This window comes from Flavobacteriales bacterium, assembly GCA_013001705.1.
Classification (GTDB): Bacteria; Bacteroidota; Bacteroidia; order Flavobacteriales_D; family JABDKJ01; genus JABDLZ01.
The window spans coordinates 1-5,270 of record JABDLZ010000178.1; the positions used below are offsets into that span (position 1 = coordinate 1).

5 protein-coding genes are annotated in these 5,270 nt (G+C 50.2%); 1 reads left to right on the plus strand and 4 read right to left on the minus strand.

Annotated elements, in window-relative coordinates:
* Together HKN79_07310 and HKN79_07315 are read right to left on the minus strand one after the other, a co-directional pair.
* Positions 1-562: ABC transporter ATP-binding protein (locus HKN79_07310; protein NNC83369.1), on the minus strand; the 562-nt coding region annotated here is incomplete at its 3' end.
* On the minus strand, positions 559-1,254 hold the full coding sequence (locus HKN79_07315) for a TetR/AcrR family transcriptional regulator (protein ID NNC83370.1): 696 nt from the start codon (positions 1,252-1,254) through the stop codon (positions 559-561). The genes HKN79_07315 and HKN79_07310, both read right to left, overlap by 4 nt.
* 136 nt (positions 1,255-1,390) lie before the next feature.
* On the opposite strand from HKN79_07315, the gene HKN79_07320 reads away from it, so the two are divergent.
* Positions 1,391-3,616, plus strand: coding sequence for a TonB-dependent receptor (locus HKN79_07320; GenBank protein ID NNC83371.1), 2,226 nt, complete (start codon positions 1,391-1,393; stop codon positions 3,614-3,616).
* A gap of 6 nt (positions 3,617-3,622) precedes the next feature.
* Here the strand turns inward: HKN79_07320 and rocD are convergent, their stop codons facing one another.
* Positions 3,623-4,903, minus strand: coding sequence for an ornithine--oxo-acid transaminase (rocD, locus tag HKN79_07325; GenBank protein ID NNC83372.1), 1,281 nt, complete (start codon positions 4,901-4,903; stop codon positions 3,623-3,625).
* Positions 4,904-5,127: 224 nt separating this feature from the next.
* Positions 5,128-5,270, minus strand: a 143-nt coding sequence (locus HKN79_07330; protein ID NNC83373.1) for a hypothetical protein, incomplete at its 5' end; no start/stop codon positions are given.

A 5,270-nucleotide genomic window follows, 5' to 3' on the forward strand; every position in this document is an offset into this window, starting at 1 on the left:
CTTCCAGACTCGTGTCCAATCCTTTGCGAGCAGTGAAGTAGAAGATAGCCAAGACCAGAACCACCATGAAAAAGCTGAAAAGGATGAAAAAGGGATGGTAGAACGAGAGCAGAATGAGCCCGAACAACACCTGGAGAACTGCTGCACTGAAGTCGATGAGGATCTTGCTCAATCCTTTCTGGATGGACATGATGTCGAAGAAGCGGTTCATGAGTTCTGGAGCATAGTGGTTGTACAATGCTTCCAACCTCACATTAGGAATTCGGTGGGCGAACTCGAAGGCGGCCCGAGCGAAAATGCGTTGCTGGAGGTTCTCGGTGATCCTGAGCTGGTAGATCTGCAAAATCCCGGTAGCCGCCACTCCCAGCACCACGATGATTACCAGTACGATCCACGAAGTACTGATCTGTCCGCCTTGTATAAAGTTGACGATCGCTTGTATCCCCAATGGCAAGGAGAGCCCTATCAGTCCGCTGAATATGGCATAGACATAGACGTTCTTGATCTCTTTGGCGTCCGGTTTGAACAGGCGCCAAAAGCGTTGAAATGGGGTAAGTGTCATGCTTGTTGGATTGATTCTTCGCGAATAGTATGTAGGACCATCTCTCTGTAGAAATCTGTGACAGCATCTTCTCCTTCGATGACATTGGTCAATCGGGGAAGGTGTTCTGCGAAATAATGTTGATGGCGGGCTCCTTCGATGACTGTAGAGACCAGCATATTGGGATACTTGAAATCCGGAGCTATCTCCTTGATCACCTCACTCACGCGACCTACCAATTCCTTATAGATGAGATATGCTCCTTCCTTATTCTCCTCATCCACTTCTCGTGTGAGGTACACCTTGGAGGAGTCCTCGATGATGATACGATGCAGTTTGACCTCATTGATGTGGGTGAAGCCTCCATCCTCTTCTACCTGTCTTGTGAGAAGTTCGATGGCCCGGACCAATCGCTCTTTGGGATCGGGGACATTGGCCATGGCAAAAGCAAGCCGATAGTTCATCCATGACCAATACCATGATGTGAGATAGAGAAGTAGCTTGTGTTTATTCTCGAAATATCGATAGATGGACGCTTCGGTAGAGGAAATCTGCTGGGCGAGCTTGCGGAAGGTGAACTCTTCGAAACCGATCGCATCGATCAGATCGATAGCACCTTGTGTGATGCGTTTTCCCAGATCGCTGCTCTCAGGATCTTTCAAATACGCATACTCACTCACTTTCAGGCCTAGGTTGCTTAGTAGTTTTTCCATCGATAATCACTATTTCACTCGCAATTATAATTGTATTACTATCATAAGACTTGCAGGGTTTCATTCCGCTGCCTGCAATCCGATCTTGATCTTTTCCCGTATCTGCCAATGAACAACAACAAACTACCTTTGCATCATGGTCAAGACCTACCTCACGCTCTTTACCCTTCTCCTTGGCTTAGCCTCTCATTCTCAGACTCTTCGCGGAATTGTTACTGATGAACAAGGCACCGAACTCACAGGAGCATATATCTACCACCCTACGAGCGGTCATCACGTCCATACCGACATCCAAGGCCGATTCGAGATGGATGGCGTACAAGCTGGAGACAGCATTCATGTCAGTTTCATTGGTTTCAAGACCGAAAAACTTACTATCCAGTCTGTAGATAGAGAATTGAAAGTGATCCTCGCCATTCAAGTCAATCTACTCAGCGAGGTCAGGATCAGGCCGCGCAGTGAACTCAGTGACATGATCAATGAACTCGATCTGATCACCCGACCGGTCACCAACTCACAGACCGTGCTACGCAAGGTCCCTGGACTTTTTATTGCTCAGCATGCCGGTGGAGGTAAGGCGGAGCAGATCTTCCTACGAGGTTTTGATATCGACCACGGGACCGATGTAGCCATCGATGTGGACGGTATGCCCGTAAATATGGTCTCTCATGCCCACGGGCAAGGCTATGCCGATCTGCATTTCCTCATACCGGAGACCATCGACCGTATCGAGTTCGATAAGGGGGGCTATGATGCTTCGGTCGGAAATTTCAGCACGGCCGGCCATATCTCACTTCGTACCAAGGATCGATTGGAAGGCTCCAGCCTGCAGATAGAAGGAGGACAATTCTCCACTGCACGTCTGACCGGTCTCTTCCAGATCGCTGACAAAAAGAATCATGGTGGATATATAGCTCTGGAGCGTCTTTCTACAGATGGCCCGTTCACCTCCCCGCAGGACCTACAGCGCACCAACCTCCAGTTGCACTACGATATGCAGTTGGATGATCGGAATCGCTTCGACCTCCATTTGAGTCACTTCACCAGCCGATGGGATGCCAGCGGTCAGATACCTCAACGAGCGATCGATCAAGGATTGATCGACAGATGGGGCGCTATCGATGATACGGAAGGGGGTGAGACCAACCGATCGGATCTTATCCTTGCTTGGGAGAATCGTTTCGACCCAACATGGACCTTGGTCAATACCTTCAGTTTAAGCCATTACAGCTTCGACCTCTTCAGCAACTTCACTTTCAATTTGGAAGAACCGGAATACGGGGACCAGATCAGACAGAATGAGTCCCGTTATCTCTATTCGTGGAGGAGCGAGCTCAGTCACCCGCTCAGCATAGGAGATTGGGAGACCGAGATTCAAGGGGGTGTTTCGTGGAGGTATGATGATATCTCGGATAGTTATCTCGCACGTACGGTCGGACGCGACAGCCTTTTACGCAGATTGAGCTATGCCGATATGCAGGAATCCAATCTGGCTGCATATGCCAGCTGGAGATGGATCCATGGACGACTGAGCATTACTCCCGGATTGCGCATCGACCGTTTCGAGTTCGTACATCGCGACCGACTGGATAATCGTGAAGTGAAGCAGGTGAATTCCGCCTATGCACTCAGCCCCAAACTCAAGTTGGACTACATCCACTCGGATCATCTGAAATCCTATCTCTATCTAGGGCAGAGCTTCCACTCCAACGATATGCGCATGACATTGGGAGAAAACCCGACCTCTAGCGCCCTGCCGGCATCCCTCGGTGCTGATATCGGACTTATATGGAAACCAAGTCCTCAGGTCTTTGTACAAGCGGCAGCATGGTACTTGGAATTGGAGCAGGAATTCGTCTATGTGGGAGACGAGGCGATCATAGAACCTAGTGGAGCGACTCAGCGGAGCGGTGCCGATCTCAGTGCTCGAATCCTACTCTCTCAGAACGTAGTGATACACGCTGATGCCACTTACTCCTTTGCACGGTCTATTGATGAGGAGAATGGCGAGGACTACATCCCTCTGGCACCAGAATGGACCGCTTCTGGAGGCATCACCTATTCTTCAGATCTGGGCCTCAGTGCCTCGCTGACTTCGCGTTATCTAGGCGACCGTCCGGCCAACGAGGATTATTCTCAGGTGGCAGATGGATACCTCATCCTGGATGCAGACATCGGCTACAGCTGGAAGCGGGTACGCGTTTTTGTTAATCTCGATAATCTATTTGATACAGAATGGAAGGAAGCTCAATTCCTGACCCGATCCCGACTACCGGGAGAAGCTGCAGAGGGAATAGAAGAGATTCATTTCACCCCCGGCACGCCACGAGCGATTTACGGTGGGGTACGCTTGAATTTGTAAGTCGGTCTATTTCCCGAATTCCATCAAGGTCTTCTCGATGATGCTCACGCAGTCGAGGAGTTGTTCTTCAGTCATCACAAGTGGAGGAGCGAATCGGATGATATTTCCGTGGGTCGGTTTGGCCAATAGGCCATTGTCCTTCAGCTTCACACAGATATCCCAAGCGGTCTTGCTATTGGGTGTATCGTTTATCAGGATGGCATTGAGCAGTCCCTTGCCGCGGACTCCATTGACCAGGTCCGTCTGCTCTATGATACGCTCCATTTCCTTACGGAATAATTCTCCAAGCTTGCGGGCATTCAATGCGAGTTGCTCATCGCGCACTACTTCGAGTGCTTCCATGGCCACTCGGGCGGCCAACGGATTTCCTCCAAAGGTGGAGCCATGACTACCAGGCGTGATGACCTTCATGATATCGTCATCGGCCAGTACAGCAGATACTGGATACACACCTCCTGAGACCGCTTTTCCGAGAATGAGAACATCGGGCTTGAGATAGGTGCTTTGTCTCTCGCAGTGGCCTTGACAGGTGCAATCCCCGCACATGGCCAAGAGGCTTCCCGTACGGGCGATGCCGGTCTGTACCTCATCTGCGATGAAGAGCACATTGTTGGCCTTGCAGAGTGCATGCGCTTCCTCCAGATAGTCCTCATCCGGTACGAATACACCCGCTTCACCTTGGATAGGCTCTACGAGGAATCCGGCCACATCCGGGTCTTTGAGAGCTTCTTCCAATGCTTGGATATCATTATGCGGGATACGGATGAACCCCGGAGTGTAGGGTCCGAAATGATCACGGGCCACTGGATCGTTGCTGAAAGAGATGATGGTGGTCGTACGTCCGTGGAAGTTGTTCTCGCAGACGATGATCTTGGCCTTGGCATTGTGGATGCCTTTGATCTCATGCCCCCACTTGCGGCAGATCTTGATGGCGGTCTCCACGGCCTCCGCCCCGGTGTTCATCGGAAGGATCTTATCGAACCCGAAGTACTCGGTCATGTATTTCTCATACTTCCCGAGAATGTTGTTGTAGAATGCCCGCGAGGTCAAGGTGAGCGTATCCGCTTGATCCTTCAGCGCTCCCACTATTCGCGGATGACAATGGCCTTGATTGACTGCAGAGTAAGCACTCAGGAAGTCATAATACTTCTTCCCTTCGGCATCCCAGACGAATACTCCATCCCCTTTGGCCAGTACCACGGGCAGTGGGTGATAGTTATGTGCTCCGTACTTGTCTTCGAGGTCCATGGCCTCTTGAGATGAAAGACCTTTTGCTACAGTTTCCATTGTCAACGATTCTGATTGAGCCCAAAGATAGAGCGGACTACATCAGGTCAAAACCTCAATTCTTGGAAACTTCCCCTCCTAGTCGAAGACTGCTAGCTCGACCATTGACCCTATTGAGACCCAACTATATGCTAATCAATAGGTTATTACCCTAGCAAGTTACGGGTATGTGGTGTTCTTCCTTCCCCTCCTAAGATAAATTCAGAATGCAGAATGTAGAATTCTCAATTCTGAATCAGATCGTACCCACAGGCTTCCATGATATCTTCCCGTGTATAGCTGCCATTGGGGATATTCAACTCATGACGATGAAGGACTTCTGGAATCGACTCTCCATCCAGCACCTTCTGGATATACTCCTTGTGAT